Genomic DNA, 13835 nt, shown 5'->3' on the forward strand with positions numbered 1-13835 from the left:
TCAGACTCCCAGGTTGTACAAATCGAGTTCCGGTCGGGCGTCGGGTTTGCTCAGCAGTATCTGCGCGGTACCGATTGAGCGTTCGAGAAAACCGCCTTCGCAGTAACACAGATAGAACTCCCAGAGCCGGAAAAAGTAGTCATCATACCCCAGCTGCTCGAGGTGACCGCGCGCGGTTTTCAGATTCTCGTGCCAGAAGCGCAGAGTGCGGGCATAGTGGCTGCCGATGTCTTCCAGGTGCAGCATGGACAGGTCCGTATGTTTGCGAGTCAGTTCACCAATCAGGCTGACTGACGGCAAGGAGCCGCCGGGGAAGATATAACGCTGAATGAAATCAACGCTGCGCCGCGCCTGATCGTAGCGTTGATCGCGGATGGTAATTGCCTGCAGCAGCATCATGCCGTGGGGCTTGAGCAGTTTCGCGCAGGTTTCGAAGTAGGTGCGAAAGTACTCATGCCCAACCGCTTCGACCATTTCGATCGACACCAGTTTGTCGTATTCGCCGGTCAGTTCGCGGTAGTCCTGCAGCAGCAAGGTGATGCGGTCCTGCAGCCCAAGCTCCTCGACCTTGGCGGTGGCATAAGCCAACTGTTCCTTGGACAGGGTGGTGGTGGTCACGCGGCAGCCGTAATGCTGTGCGGCATAGATGGCCATACTGCCCCAGCCGGTGCCGATCTCGAGCAGATGATCATCGGCGCTGAGCTCCAGCTTGCGGCAGATGCGTTCAAGCTTGTTCAGTTGTGCCTGTTCCAGGTTGTCGCCCTGCGGCGGAAACACCGCGGCGGAGTACATCATGGTCGGGTCGAGAAAGTTCTCGAACAGGTCATTGCCGAGGTCATAGTGCGCCTGTATGTTGCGCCGTGAACCACTCAGGGTATTGCGATTGAATCGGTGCAGCGCTTTGAGAGCGGGCAGCCCAATGCGGGCAATGCCTTTCTCCATGGCATCCAGCACATCCAGATTGCGCACAAATATCTTGGTCACCGCGGTGAGGTCGGGCGTGGTCCAGAAGCCGTGAATATAGGCCTCCCCCGAACCAATGCTGCCGTTGGTGGCAATCATCGGATAGGCCGCATGGCTGTGCACGTATATGTCTGCATGCAGGCCGTCCGAGTCAGGCTGGCCAAAATGCATGATTTCACCCTGGTCATAAACCGTAATGGTGCCGCGTTCGATGGCCTTGAGCTGCTTGAGCACCAGTTTGCGGCTCAAACGCACCAACCAGCTACGCCGGGTTTTGTCTTCGGCGTTAAGGTCGCGAGTGGCGCCCAGCAATGCGCGGGTGCGTTCACCGGCATCGGAGTTAATGGGCTCGCAACAGCTGGCTGTTGACTCACCTCGGCTATTTTTCATGGGACTGCTCCTTTACCTGAATCGCTGAGGCTGCCGCCGACCTGGCGGAAGGCGAGTGATGATCGAAAATGGGCAGACGCTTGAACGCCAGTCGCACGGCCTGCCAGTAAATCCCCAGCACGGTTTTGCCTACCATGAACGGGAAGGACAATGCCTCGCGCCGCAGCAATGCGGCGCTGAGTGGCTGACGTGACAGCGTCAGGGTGGCGTCGAACAAGCGGGTGCTGTCCTGCCAGTCCTCCATGTGCACCATCAAGGTGTCGGCTGGCCGGTTGAAACGCATGCGATAGGTCAGTTCCTGCGGCAAAAACGGCGATACATGGAACGCCTTGTCGAGTTCGAAGTGCTGCAGCGGCTGTGCCGGATCGGTGGCCATGACATAGCAGAAACGCTCGCGCCATGGCGTATTGGATACTTCGGCAATAATCGCCTGCAGTTGGTTTTGCTGATCGTGGCAATAAAAAAACGAGACCGGATTGAATAACATGCCGAAACTGCGAACCTGCGTCAGTAAGCGCACCGGCCCATCTAGTTGCTTGCCCAATTGCTCCTTGACCAGGCGCCTGGCAGTATCACTCAGGCCTTCACCGTCATTACGCTGATCCTTGAGGTAGTCACGCTCATTGAAGCGCATGGGTGACCACCAACGCCCTGACCATAAGCCGCTCAGCGAGAACACGCTCTGTTGCTCACTCAGGTCCAGCCACAGCAGGCTGACCCGGTAGCGAAAGTGGTGTTTGCGCGGGGCATGTCGCCGATGGCGAATCACCCCGGTATAGAGTGCGCTGTTCAGCGACATCAGACACTCTCCCCGAGCGCTTCAGTGACCCGTAGCGCGCTCATCACCCCATCCTCATGGAAACCATTGGCCCAGTATGCGCCGCAGAAGTAGGTATGGTTTGCACCGAGCAACTCCTGCCAGCGGGCCTGGGCTGCTGCGGCCGCCAGACTGAACTGCGGATGCGCATAACTGAACTGGCCGAGAATTTTTGCCGGGTCGATGGCGTCGGTCTGATTGAGGCTGACGCAGAAGGTGGTGTCAGACTTGATGCCTTGCAGAATATTCATGTTATAGGTCACCGCAGCGGCGCGCTGCTGGGTGCTATCGAGCCGATAATTCCAGCTGGCCCAGGCCAGTTTGCGTCGCGGCAGAAGAGCGGTATCGGTATGCAGCACCACTTCGTTGTCGGCATAGCCGATGGCGCCAAGAATGGACTGCTCGGTTTCAGTTGGCTGAGCCAATAAACGCAGCGCCTGATCGCTGTGGCAAGCGAGGATGAGCTTGTCGAAACGTTCTTCGCCGTTCTGGCTGGTCAAGGTCACCCCATGCTCGTCGCGGCTGATGCTCTTCACCGGACAGTTAAGGTGAATTGAATCCTTGAACGGGGCAATCAGCGGCTCGATATAGGAGCGTGAGCCACCGCTGATAACCCGCCATTGCGGCCGATCACTGACCGACAGCAACCCGTGGTTTTTAAAAAATCGCACGAAGAAGGCCAGCGGGAAGGCCAGCATGTCGGCCAGTGACATGGACCAGATCGCGGCGCCCATCGGAACGATGTAATGATCGGTAAAGCGTTGCCCGTAACCCTTGGCGCGCAGATAGTCGCCCAGGGTGGTCTCGCTGTGAATGCGGCCGCAGTCGAGGTCATCCAGGGCTTCACGGTTGAAGCGCAGAATATCGCGCACCATGCCGATAAAACCGGGTGAAAGCAGGTTGCTGCGCTGGGCGAACAGGCTGTTGATGCTGTGGCCGTTGTACTCCAACCCGGTCGCAGGCTGGTTCACCGAAAAGCTCATTTCGGTTTCCTGCGATGCCACGCCCAGTTGATCCAACAGGCGAATAAAGTTTGGGTAGGTCCAGTCGTTGAAAACGATAAAGCCGGTGTCTATCGCGTACCCCTTGCCCTCGACTTCTACGTCGACCGTATGGGTATGCCCGCCAATCCAGTCTGCCGCCTCAAATACGCTGACATCATGCTGGCGCGAGAGCATGCGGGCACTGACCAGCCCGGAGATGCCGGAACCAACGATCGCGATCCGCATTATGACGCTTCCTTGTTCGATGCCGGGCGCGCCATTCCTTTGGTCAGCGCAAAGCGCAGCCGATTGGGCAAGCTGCCCATCAGTTTGAGCACGGTAATAAACGGGCCGGGGAAACTGACCTCGCGTTTGCCCTTTTCAATGCCCTTGATAATGATCGCGGCAGCATCGTCGCTGTTGACCTGCATCGGCATGGGGAAATCATTGCCTGCGGTCAGCGGTGTTTCGACAAAGCCAGGGCTGACCAGCGTCACGCCGATATTCCACTGCGCCAGATCCAGCTCCAGAGATTGAAACAGATAGCGGATCGCTGCCTTGGAGGCGCCGTAGGCAGCGGCGCGGGGCAGAGGGCAGAAGGTCACGCTGCTGCCTACGCCGACCAAACGCGGCTGCGTGCCCTTGCGCAACAGGGGTAATGCCGCTTCGATGCATTGCACCGTGCCCTGGACATTGGCCTGCATCACCCGCTGAAACATCGCCGATTCGAACTCGGCGATGTCGACGTATTCACAGGTGCCGGCATTCAGGATCGCCCAGTCGAGTGCGCCCCAGGCGTTTTCTATCCGCACGCCCACCTGGCGTACGGCATCTGCGTCGGTCATGTCTACCGGCAGTACCAGTATTTGCCCTGGAAAGCGGTCGGCCAGTTGTTGAAGCGGGTCCTCACGCCGGGCGCTGACTGCAATCAGATGACCTTCGATCGCCAGCTGTTCGGCAATGGACTGGCCAATGCCGCTGGACGCACCAGTTAGCCAGATACGTTTTTGCGTGCTCATGCCAGTCTCCTTTTCAGCCAGTGGATGATCCCGCCGAGCAGCGGAATGTGCTCGTACAGCAACGCGCCAGCGTCGTAATAGTCGATATGTCTGGTAACGCGCTGGTTCTTGAAGAAGATGCAGCTACAACCCTCCACCTGTATTTCCCGGCCCTTGTTCAGCCGCGGATGGCAGAAGGTCATGGTCCAGCGCAGTAATGCCTGGCCATCGCGCACGCTGTCGCACTGGTGGAAATCAAAATCGATATGTGTGACGTTGGCGTACAGCTGTTCAAAGTAATCGCGCATGGCCTCGAGGCCACGTACATCGTGCAGCGGGTCGGTGAAGTGCACGTCAGGGGCATAGATTTCCTTCAGCCGGTCAAGGTTATGCTTGTCCAGTTCGGCGAAGGTCTTGGCGAAAAACGCCGGAAAGTCTTCAGTCATGCTGGTCACCTTGTTGTTTGAAGACGTCCAGAGCCCGCCTGCGGCTTTGACTCAGGTCGACCAGTGGCGCGGGGTAATCTGATGAGGCAAATAAATCATCAACCGGCGGCTGATGAATCTGTTTGCTGGACAGGTGCCCGATCTCTGGCACCCAGGTGCGGATGAAGTCGCCCTGCGGATCGAATTTGCGTGATTGGGTCACCGCATTGAAGATGCGGAAGTAGGGCGCCGAATCGGTTCCGGTGGAAGCGCTCCATTGCCAGCCGCCGTTGTTGGCCGCCAGGTCGCCATCGATCAGCTGCTGCATAAACCAGCGTTCGCCGTGCTTCCAGTCAATCAACAGATTCTTGGTCAGGAACATGGCGGTGAGCATGCGCAGACGGTTGTGCATCCAGCCGGTGGTCAGCAATTGGCGCATCGCCGCATCAATAATCGGGATGCCGGTGCGCCCCTGCTGCCAGGCTTCCAGCGCCGGAGAGTCATCTCTCCAGGGAATGCTTTCCATCTCCGGGCGAAAGGCGCGGTGCATGGATACGCGCGGATAGCAGACCAGAATATGTTTGTAGAACTCGCGCCATAGCAGCTCGTTGACCCAAGTAATAGCGCCGGGGTTGCCCGAGTCGAACTCGCCCTGATTAGCGCTGATGGCGGCGTGCAGGCATTGGCGGGGGGAGAGCACACCTGCTACCAGGTACGCTGAAAGCCGGCTGGTGCCATCCACGTCGGGAAGATCACGGGCGCTGTCGTAGTCGGCCATGATCTGCTCGGTAAACAGGGCCAGACGTTCGCTGGCAGCATCCTCTCCGGCCGGCCAGAGCGAGCGCTGCTGGGCGCTGGCGGGCTGGTAGCCGGCAATTTGCTTGGGTACTGCGTCAGCCTTGATGCCGGTCTCCTGCTGTTTGTCCGGTGCGGGCAGGCAGGTGGGCAGGCTTTCATGCAGCCGTTGGTAAGCCTGTTTGCGGAATTGGCTGTAGACCTTGAACATGCTGCCGGCCTGGGTCAGGAGGCTACCGGGTTTGAACAGAATCAGGTCGGTGAAGCGTTCGCACTGCAGGCCTTGTGCAGTGAACGCAGCAGCTACCGCATCATCGCGCTGTTGTTCATGTACACCGTATTCGTCATTGAAGAACAGCGCCTGCGCATCCAGGTCGGCGGCCAGATCCAGCAATAGTTGCGCGGCATCTGCCCATTTATCTGCGCTGAGTATCTTCAGCGGAATATTTAACCTGGATAGCTGTTCGCTAAGATGCTCCAGATTGCGCCGCCAGAAGTCCACCTTCACAGGCGCGTCATCATGTTCCAGCCAGGTATCCGGGGTGAGCAAGCACACAGCCACCACCGGCCCATTCTGGCTGGCGTGCCAGAGGGCGTGGTTGTCGTGCAGGCGCAGATCATTGCGCAGCCAGCATAGTTGTATTGCATTCATTGCAATGTCCTTAGCTGAGCCAGCAGCAGAGGGTAAGCAAGGCTGGCGCGCTCAGGCAGCGCCAGTATGCCGAGTTCGGCAAGCTCTTCTTCATGGATGCGCGCCGCGGGGCCGGCGACTATGACCGGAATCGGCTGCAACTGAACCAGCTTGGGTAGCTGCCGGCGCAGTTGATTTAACGCCAGCGCCTGGCTGCTGAAAAACAGCATGGCGCGGGGCTGGCAGCGCTCCGCCAGCAAGGCCAGTTCACTTGCAGGTACTTCCCATTCCAACATGCAAAACGGAATGCCCTGGGCATTGAGCATTAACGCCAATAGCCAGATACCGGCTTCGCAGTGCTGCTCGGATAAATTGACCAGGAGTATTGGGCGGCCATGCAACTGGCTGTTTTTCGCGTGCAGGTGAGCGGCGAGATTGCCACGCAGCCAACTGTGGCAGAAGACCATCTCCAACTGGCTGCCGAACTGACCCTGCCAGCGCTGCTGCAGGTGCTCCAGCACCGGCTCCAGCAGAAAATGACACAGACGGTCGGCATCATGGCGTTGAAGCGTAGCGCTCATGATGCGGTTGAGTTCGGCAGCATCGTATTGCACAAATGCCTGGACCATCGCTCGCCGTATTTCATGCCAGGGGGAGTTCGCGTCTTCGTCCACTGGCTGCGGAGCATGCAGTAGCTCCTTTACCTGCCCAACGGCTACACCGCGCCCAAGCCAGGTGAGGATGTCCTGAATTTGCTGCACGTTTTCTTCGGTATACAGGCGGTGACCCTTGCCCGTGCGATGCGGCGTGATGAGACCATAACGACGCTCCCAGGCCCGTAGAGTGACTGCATTGACGCCCGTCACTCGGGATACTTCGCGAATGGGCAGCATGACACTGGACGGCATGCTCATGAACGCTCCACTTTAGAAGCGGCCCATGGCAGTGAGCTGTAGATTGATAGCATGGCGACTCCTGGCTTATACAGCGTTATGGTTCTGTATAAGTTTTAGTGTACACCAGCTATATTATTGTACAAGTATTAGTCGCAGTTGCAGACTAACGCCATCCCGCCTGCCATTGATTGCTGTCTTTCAACAGCTTCCATGGCAGACGCTGAGTGCGCGTGGTCAGTACCGCCTGGAGGTCCACGCTGACCACTGCTTCTTCCTGCTCGTCCAGCTGGCAATCGGTCACGATAAAATGCTTCTCACGTTGCAGCGGCTGGACTGCGGTCCATTTCGACAGCAGCAGCTTGTGCGGATTGATTTGATTCATCGCTTCTCCATCAAGGTGTTCGCCGCTTGTTGCCCGCTGAGCCAGGCGTTTTCGACCCGCCCACCCATGCACCAGTCGCCGCATACGTACAGGTCCTTTTCCGGCGCGGCCAGCGCACCCCAGTTGCAGGCATCGGCTGGTCGGGCGTAAAGCCAGCGATGGGCGTGGGTGAACAGGGGTTCCGGCAAGCTGCAGCCAATAACTTCGGCAAAGGCGGCGAGCAGCTCGCGGGTAATTTCTTGGGCGTCCAGTTGCAGATGATCACTGGCCCACTCGGGGGTGGATTGCAGCACCCAGCTATCCTGCCCGGTGCGGCCCGGCTTGCTGCTATTGCGGGAGATCCAGTCCAACGCGCCAGCTCGAACGAAACACGCTTCAACGGGTGTGGGCAGGGGGTCGGAAAAGGCCACCGCCAATGCCCAGCCAGGTTGCATTTGCACCTGCGCAGCGGCGTGGGCCAGGTGTGGCGATTGCTCCAACAATGCCACGGCCTGGGGTGCGGGGGTGGCAACGATAACGCGGTCAAAAGGGCCGTGCTGATGTTGCTGCTCATCGACCAACAGCCAGTGCTTGTCTTCGTGCTGAACAAGGTGGCTGATACGCGTCTGGCTGGCAAAGTCCAGTCCTTGCAGTAACTGCCGGGTCAGGCCAGTCATGCGCGGCGCGCCGACGAAGCGTTGCTGGTCGTCCGCCGCGCTGCGCAAGCCGTTTTGGTCGTAGGCGTACAGGGCTGGCGCCCATTCGGCGACCCAGCCGTTGTCGAGCCAGGTCTTGAGTTCGTGACGGAATCGCGAATCACGGGCTGTGAAGTACTGGGCGCCCATGTCCAGATCGCCCACTTCGGTGCGCTTGCTGTTCATCCGGCCGCCGCTGCCGCGGCTTTTGTCGAACAGCTTGACGCTATGGCCCGCGCGAATCAAAGCGGTGGCGGCGCTGATACCGGCCATTCCGGCACCAATAACGGCGATATTGTAACGGTGAGTCATGGTCATCTATTCCCTGAATCGATTTCGGGTTTCCAGCTACGAGGGGCTTGGGCTATAGGCACAAACTATAGCTGGAATGCATTCGACATAACTTGTACACGATGCTAAGTCTGTATAGCATCCTACAATTGTGAACTGTCTGCAATTTCATCCTGTCTACGGCTGATATGCTCAGTGGTGAATTTTGAACTGCTTGCACTATATAGCTCTGCATAGCTCTGCGTGTTTGCGTTATGTGACGGATGATGACCGCTTCTGGCGCTGGCTATGGGGATTCTTCTCAACCCTTTTGTGACAGGGAGTTGAACATGCATGTGCTAATTACCGGGGGTACCGGATTGATCGGCAGTGCTCTTTGCCGGAAGCTTCTGAGCGACGGCCATGAAGTATCGGTGTGGAGCAGGCGGCCGGAGACGGTGGCGTCCCGCTGCGGCCCGGGTATCAATGCTGTCGGTGAACTGTCGCAACTGAGCGGCAAGCCTGTTCAGGCGGTGGTGAATCTGGCGGGGGAGCCGATCGCCGACAAACCCTGGACCAGCAAACGCAAGGCGGCGCTGTGGGCTAGCCGCGTGACCTTGACCGAGCATCTGGTGGAGTGGTTAGGACGTCAACCGGTGAAGCCGGAGGTGTTGATCAGTGGCTCCGCTGTGGGTTGGTATGGTGATGCCGGGGCGGCGGTTGTGACTGAAGCCACCCCTGCCAAGCCGGAGTACACCCATACTCTGTGTGATGCGTGGGAGTCCGCGGCCAAGCGTGCCGCGGCGCACGGCATCCGCGTGTGCCAACTGCGCACCGGGTTGGTCGTGGCACCAAAGGGCGGTTTCCTTCAGCGCCTGTTGCCGCCGTTCAAGCTTGGATTGGGCGGGCCGATCGGATCCGGTCAGCAGTACATGCCTTGGGTACATCTCGAGGACATGGTCGGGATTATTGTTTTTCTGTTGAATAATTCGCAATGCAAAGGGCCGTTTAATGCGACCGCGCCGCATCCGGTGACGAATCGCGAGTTCGCCAAGACCCTGGGCAACTCCCTGAAAAGACCTGCGATAATACCTGTCCCTGCATTCGTGCTTAAAGCCGCGCTCGGGGAAATGTCCCGATTGTTGCTGACCGGACAGCGTGCGCTGCCGGAAAAGCTTCGTGAGGCGGGGTACGTGTTTCGCTTTGAACACCTTGAAACGGCCTTGGCCGATGTTGTGAAAACCTGAGGAGTAGTGTGGATGTCTGATCGTGCGGTTTTGCTTGCCAACCTGGGTTCGCCCGCCAGTACTGAGGTGGCAGATGTGCGCCGTTATCTCAACCAGTTCCTGATGGACCCCTATGTGGTCGATCTGCCGTGGCCTGCCCGCCGCTTGCTGGTTGGGTTGATCCTGTTGTTGCGGCCCAAACAATCGGCCGCCGCTTACGCGTCCATCTGGTGGGAGGAAGGTTCGCCTCTGGTGGTAATCAGCCGGCGGGTACAGCAGGCGTTGCAGGCCAAGCTGGACATGCCGGTTGAACTGGCGATGCGTTACGGCGAACCATCGATTGAAAAGGGTCTGTTGGCCCTAGCCAGCCGTGAAGGTGTAAAAGAAGTCTTGTTCATGCCGCAATACCCGCAGTTCGCTGCCAGTACGGTGACCACCTCGATCAGGGAGGCTGAGCGCGTTGTGGCAGAGCACAAGCTGAATATAAAACTGACAGTGGTGCCGGCATTTCATGACAAACCTGGCTATATAGACGCACTGGTCGCCAGCGCGGCGCCGCATCTGGAGCAAGGTTTCGATCATCTGCTGTTCAGTTATCACGGGCTGCCGGAGCGGCATTTGCGTAAGGCCGACCCCACTGGTTCACACTGCTTGAACTACCCTGACTGCTGCGATCGGCCGTCCCCCGCGCACGCCACCTGTTACCGCGCTCAATGTGTGTCGGTCACGCGCGCCTTTACCGAGCGTATGGGGTTACGCGACGATCAGTGGTCGTTGGCGTTTCAATCGCGGCTGGGAAAAGACAAATGGATCGAGCCCTACACTGAAGCCCGCGTTGAAGAACTCGTCGAACAGGGCGTCAAGCGCCTGCTGGTTATGTGTCCGGCGTTCGTCGCCGACTGTATCGAAACCTTGGAGGAAATCGGCGACCGTGCACGTGAGCAGTTTATTGAGGCCGGCGGAGAAGAGCTGGTATTGGTGCCCTGCCTGAACGATCACCCGCAATGGATTGATACATTGGCTCAGTGGTGCAAAACCGAGCCCAGCGCTGCCTGAACCGCCCTAGAGTGGCTGGGCCCCGCGCTTCAGCCACTCACTCAGCACCAGGTGCAGGCCCAGGCCAATCAGCACTGCGCCCATCAGCCGATCAAACCAGTGACCCAGGCGGCCAAAGCCTCGGCGGACCCGCGCGTGACTGAAAAGCACGGCCACCAGGCAAAACCAGGCGCCGGTAGCGATGGCGAGATAGAAGCCGTAGAACGTTTGAATGCCAATAGGCGTCTGCGGACTGATGACCAAGGTAAAGAGCGACAGAAAAAACAGCGTTGCCTTGGGATTCAGCCCGTTGGTGACGAAGCCGTTACTGAACGCCTTGGCACCCGATAAAGGCGGGCGCCGGCTCATTTCGCCGTCAAGCATCTGCGGCTGTGAGCGGAGCGCCTTGATGCCGAGGTAAAACAGATAGCCGGCTGCGGCGAGTTTCAGCAAATTGAACAGCCACACCGATTGGGAAACGATCAAACCGATGCCCAGTAAGGAATAAGCCACATGCACCAGAATGCCGCAGCCAACCCCCAGCGCAGTAAGCAGGCCAGCGCGGCGCCCGGAACCCACACTGTTGCGGATGACAATGGCAAAATCCGGGCCCGGGCTGATGACGGCGAGCAAATGTACCAACGCCACCAGCAGAAATTCGTTTAGATACATGGACTCCCCCGTTCAAAGCCGCCATTCTAGACGCTGAACCCACTGCCAGGTAGATACAGTCCGCATGAATAATTCGCCTTCCGTTGTTTTTCTCGATCTTGCCAGTCTGAGCAAGGACGATCTGGATATGGGTGAGTTGCAGACGCTGTCTGCCGACTTCCAGGCTTACCCGAGCACCTCACCCGAAGAGGTGCAAGAACGCATAGCAGGCCGTTCGGTGGTCATCACCAACAAGGTGGTGATTGATGAAGCGGCAATGCAGAGCAACCCGGATTTGCGGTTGATTCTGGTCGCCGCCACGGGCATGAACAATATCGATCTGCAGGCAGCGGAGCGCCTGGGGATTCAGGTTCGCAACTGTCAGGCTTATGGTACGCCGGCCGTCGCGCAGCACTCGTTGATGCTCATGCTGGTGCTGATCACGCGCTTCGAATCCTATCGCCAGGCGGTCAAAGAGGGCGCCTGGCAACGCAGTAGCCAGTTCTGTTTGTTGGACTATCCGATTGCCGAACTCTCCGGCAAAACCCTGGGTATTCTCGGTTACGGCGAACTGGGTCAGGCCGTCGGTCGTCTGGCTGAAGCCTTTGGTATGCAAGTGATTGCCGGCTCGTTGCCGGGCCGCCCACACCCTGGCCGACCGGAGCTGGCGGAGCTGCTGCCGCAGGTAGACATCCTCAGCCTGCATTGCCCTCTCACCGATCAGACCCGCAACATGATCGACGCCGAGGCGCTGGCGCTGATGAAGCCAGGTAGTTTGCTGATCAATGCGGCGCGCGGCGGTATGGTCGATGAGCAGGCGCTGGCTGACAGTCTGCGCAGCGGGCACCTGGGGGGTGCGGCCTGTGATGTGCTGAGCGTCGAGCCGCCAGTGAATGGCAATCCGCTGCTGGCAACCGATATTCCCAACCTGGTCATTACCCCGCATTCTGCCTGGGGTAGCCGCGAGGCGCGTCAGCGGATTGTGGGGCAGTTGGCCGACGGCCTGCGCGCTTTCGCCGGTTAGCCTTTACCAGGAACAATAGCGCAGCGTCTGGGGGTCAAGCGGGTCAGGACCACAGGTGTTGCGCAACTTTCATCTCACCCTTTTTGGTAGTTGTCAGCCCCGTGATGAGCCGCTAACGTCGGTAGCCATCAAGACCCTGTCGTAGTGTGTACAGGATGGAATGTACAGATACGACTCAAGGGACTGGCTGGTCATGTATGCACGGATGCGGTTGCAACTGGATGGCGAAGGATCTCGCCGCGCCATTGCGAAGAGCCAAGGCGGCACCGAGATACCGATAGCGCTTGTTTCATTGGCGGTGGCGTTCGCTACCGTTGTCTTCTACCGCTGCGTCGCTGTTCATGGAAAGCGTACTGCTTCCCAGTGTGATGCAGCTGCTGTAACGCCCCTGCGCTCGCCCGGCAGAGCCCCCTTTCTGTCGATCAGCCAGCAACGTGGAGTGAGTCTGCTGGAGGTCATGATTGCAGTGCTGGTATTGGCGGTTGGCATACTGGGTGCAGCCTCCTTGCAGCTCAATGCGATACGTTACAGCGCCAGTGCCGGCTACAGCACCCAGGCAAGTCTGATAGCCAGTGATCTACTGGATCGCATGCGTGCCAATTCAGCATCGTTAGAAAACTATGCAGCATCGATAGAAGGGGACTGCACCAGGAGCAAAGGCGGCGGCAATATAGCAGTACGCGATCTGGCGGATTTCACCGAGGCGGTCACCTGCTACTTGCCCAGAAGCACGGGCGCTATTGTTATCAGTGGCGACCGCGCGACTATCAGTATCAGTTGGTCCGAAGCCAGAACAGTGGCCGACGCAGAGGATACCCGCTTCGTTGTGTCTTCGGTGGTCAGGTAGTGACATCCTCGCTGCATTCACCGCTGAAGGCGTCGCTTATAGGGCGGCGGTGTGCCGGTTTTGGACTGATCGAACTGATGATTGCGTTGACGCTCGGGCTGGTTCTGGTAATGGGTGTGGTCCAGGTATTTATCGCCAGTAAACAGACGCTCGTAGTGCAGCGCGCTGCAGCCACCCTGCAGGAAGATGCGCGTTACCTGCTTGGACGTTTAAGCCAGGAATTGCGCATGCTGAACATGTACGGTTGCCTGGACCTGGCCCGCCTGCCGGAAAGCATTCGCAGTGCCGTTCCGCCAGCGCTTGAGGCGCCCATCAGTTATTCCGTTGGCAGCACTGCCGGGACCCTGACCTTGATTACAGCAGTGCCCAACGCCGAGATCTTCACTGCGGACACTACCCGCAGGGCCAGCAATTATGGCGCGCGTTGGCTGATAGTCACCAACTGCCGGGACACCGACGACCTGCGTATAGCGAGTGCTGATGAGCTTGACGTCAGACCCGGCGACCTGGTGATTCCGCTACGTCAGGTTGAATATCGGGTGAAAAATCACGCATTGCAGATACGCAATAACGGCGCAGGCAATTTCCAGACATTAATTGAAGGTGTGGCGGACCTGTCCCTGGGCTTCGGCCTGGCTGCCAGCGCAGATGACCGGCAGGTCAGTGGTGGATACATGGATGAGATTCCGGCCGCTCAGGCGCAGCTTGTACGCAGCGTCAAGTTGGATCTGCAAATGAGCGACAACCCGCAAAGCCCGGAGGACGGCCAGGTGCGGGCGCAGAACTTCATGCAGGTGGTGGCCATCCGTAATCGAATTGACTGATCTG

15 protein-coding genes are annotated in these 13835 nt (G+C 58.5%); 5 read left to right on the top strand and 10 right to left on the bottom strand.

Annotation, left to right across the window (positions count from 1 at the left end):
* The 9 genes from DT594_RS15555 to DT594_RS15595 all read right to left on the bottom strand — a co-directional run bounded on the left by DT594_RS15555 (nucleotide 1) and on the right by DT594_RS15595 (nucleotide 8266).
* Entirely contained in the window at nucleotides 1-1353 is a 1353-nt protein-coding gene (locus tag DT594_RS15555) for an SAM-dependent methyltransferase (RefSeq protein ID WP_149333633.1), read from the bottom strand.
* The gene (locus DT594_RS15560) at nucleotides 1343-2146 is read right to left on the bottom strand and encodes a DUF1365 domain-containing protein (protein ID WP_149333848.1); all 804 of its coding nucleotides are present in this window, start codon (nucleotides 2144-2146) and stop codon (nucleotides 1343-1345) included. Before DT594_RS15560 ends, DT594_RS15555 begins: the two co-directional genes overlap by 11 nt.
* A 5-nt stretch (nucleotides 2147-2151) precedes the next feature.
* Nucleotides 2152-3399 (bottom strand): NAD(P)/FAD-dependent oxidoreductase, encoded by a 1248-nt coding sequence (locus DT594_RS15565; protein ID WP_149333635.1) that lies wholly within the window; start codon nucleotides 3397-3399, stop codon nucleotides 2152-2154.
* Nucleotides 3399-4172: an SDR family NAD(P)-dependent oxidoreductase gene (locus DT594_RS15570; protein WP_149333637.1), complete on the bottom strand. Its 774-nt coding sequence runs from the start codon at nucleotides 4170-4172 to the stop codon at nucleotides 3399-3401. Before DT594_RS15570 ends, DT594_RS15565 begins: the two co-directional genes overlap by 1 nt.
* Entirely contained in the window at nucleotides 4169-4597 is a 429-nt protein-coding gene (locus DT594_RS15575) for a nuclear transport factor 2 family protein (protein ID WP_149333639.1), read from the bottom strand. The genes DT594_RS15570 and DT594_RS15575 overlap by 4 nt, the downstream gene beginning before the upstream one ends.
* Entirely contained in the window at nucleotides 4590-6014 is a 1425-nt protein-coding gene (gene phrB / locus DT594_RS15580; protein ID WP_149333850.1) for a deoxyribodipyrimidine photo-lyase, read from the bottom strand. The genes DT594_RS15575 and phrB overlap by 8 nt, the downstream gene beginning before the upstream one ends.
* A gap of 5 nt (nucleotides 6015-6019) precedes the next feature.
* Nucleotides 6020-6916, bottom strand: coding sequence for a MerR family transcriptional regulator (locus DT594_RS15585; RefSeq protein WP_149333641.1), 897 nt, complete (start codon nucleotides 6914-6916; stop codon nucleotides 6020-6022).
* Between the two features lie 145 nt (nucleotides 6917-7061).
* The gene (locus DT594_RS15590) at nucleotides 7062-7280 is read right to left on the bottom strand and encodes a TIGR02450 family Trp-rich protein (protein ID WP_149333643.1); all 219 of its coding nucleotides are present in this window, start codon (nucleotides 7278-7280) and stop codon (nucleotides 7062-7064) included.
* Nucleotides 7277-8266, bottom strand: coding sequence for an NAD(P)/FAD-dependent oxidoreductase (locus DT594_RS15595; RefSeq protein ID WP_425460573.1), 990 nt, complete (start codon nucleotides 8264-8266; stop codon nucleotides 7277-7279). Before DT594_RS15595 ends, DT594_RS15590 begins: the two co-directional genes overlap by 4 nt.
* Before the next feature lie 308 nt (nucleotides 8267-8574).
* Between DT594_RS15595 and DT594_RS15600 the strand changes: the two genes are divergently transcribed.
* Entirely contained in the window at nucleotides 8575-9471 is an 897-nt protein-coding gene (locus DT594_RS15600) for a TIGR01777 family oxidoreductase (RefSeq protein WP_149333647.1), read from the top strand.
* Nucleotides 9472-9483: 12 nt separating this feature from the next.
* Complete coding sequence (hemH, locus tag DT594_RS15605; protein WP_149333648.1) at nucleotides 9484-10506, top strand: ferrochelatase; 1023 nt, start codon at nucleotides 9484-9486, stop codon at nucleotides 10504-10506.
* A gap of 6 nt (nucleotides 10507-10512) precedes the next feature.
* Here hemH and DT594_RS15610 read toward each other — a convergent pair whose 3' ends face one another.
* Nucleotides 10513-11157 carry a LysE family transporter gene (locus DT594_RS15610; protein WP_149333650.1) on the bottom strand — a complete coding sequence of 215 codons (645 nt, stop codon included), beginning with the start codon at nucleotides 11155-11157 and terminating at the stop codon, nucleotides 10513-10515.
* Between the two features lie 64 nt (nucleotides 11158-11221).
* Between DT594_RS15610 and DT594_RS15615 the strand changes: the two genes are divergently transcribed.
* The 3 genes from DT594_RS15615 to DT594_RS15625 all read left to right on the top strand — a co-directional run bounded on the left by DT594_RS15615 (nucleotide 11222) and on the right by DT594_RS15625 (nucleotide 13831).
* Complete coding sequence (locus DT594_RS15615) at nucleotides 11222-12160, top strand: 2-hydroxyacid dehydrogenase (RefSeq protein ID WP_149333652.1); 939 nt, start codon at nucleotides 11222-11224, stop codon at nucleotides 12158-12160.
* Between the two features lie 193 nt (nucleotides 12161-12353).
* Entirely contained in the window at nucleotides 12354-13007 is a 654-nt protein-coding gene (gene pilV / locus DT594_RS15620) for a type IV pilus modification protein PilV (protein WP_178091542.1), read from the top strand.
* The gene (locus tag DT594_RS15625; RefSeq protein WP_281290921.1) at nucleotides 13007-13831 is read left to right on the top strand and encodes a PilW family protein; all 825 of its coding nucleotides are present in this window, start codon (nucleotides 13007-13009) and stop codon (nucleotides 13829-13831) included. Before pilV ends, DT594_RS15625 begins: the two co-directional genes overlap by 1 nt.
* The last annotated feature ends 4 nt before the right edge of the window (nucleotides 13832-13835 follow it).

The sequence above is a fragment of the Halopseudomonas laoshanensis genome (genome assembly GCF_008365385.1).
Taxonomy (GTDB): domain Bacteria; phylum Pseudomonadota; class Gammaproteobacteria; order Pseudomonadales; family Pseudomonadaceae; genus Halopseudomonas; species Halopseudomonas laoshanensis.